This window comes from Ideonella sp. P3_A4, from assembly GCF_056403075.1.
Map to the genome: position 1 here is coordinate 1 of NZ_JBFUGE010001292.1, position 706 is coordinate 706.

Consider the following 706-nt stretch of genomic DNA (forward strand, 5'->3'; position numbering starts at 1 on the left):
GGGCCTGGGTGGCTGCGACTCGGTGAAGAACGTGCTCGTCGTCAAACGCTCGGGTGCTGCGGTGTCAATGGCCGCGGGCCGCGACCTGTGGCTGGCCGACGTGATTGCTGGCCAGCCCAGCACCTGCGAGCCGGAGTGGGTCGAGGCCGAGCACCCGCTGTTCCTGCTCTACACCTCGGGTTCGACCGGCAAACCCAAGGGTGTGCAGCACTCGACCGGCGGCTACCTGCTGCACGCTGCGCTGACGACGAAGTGGACGTTTGACCTGAAGGCCGACGATGTGTTCTGGTGCACGGCCGACATCGGCTGGGTCACCGGCCACACCTACATCACCTACGGCCCGCTGGCGCTCGGCGGCACCGAAATCGTCTTCGAAGGCGTGCYGACCTACCCGGATGCCGGCCGCTTCTGGAAGATGATCCAGGACCACAAAGTGACGGTGTTCTACACCGCGCCGACGGCGATCCGCTCCTTGATCAAGGCTGCTGAGGGCAATGCTGCCATTCACCCGGACCGCTACAACCTGTCGAGCCTGCGCATCCTCGGCTCGGTCGGTGAGCCAATCAACCCGGCCGCGTGGGAGTGGTACCACCTGCATGTGGGCGGCGGCCGCTGCCCGATCGTCGACACCTTCTGGCAGACCGAGACCGGCGGCCACATGATCACGCCGCGGCCGTCGTCGTCGACGCTGACCGAGCCGTCGGTG

General features: G+C 66.8%; 1 protein-coding gene. It reads left to right on the forward strand.

Annotated elements, in window-relative coordinates; translation table 11 throughout:
• Nucleotides 1–706, forward strand: a 706-nt coding sequence (locus tag AC1DYI_RS37615) for an AMP-binding protein (RefSeq protein WP_477209145.1), incomplete at both ends; no start/stop codon positions are given.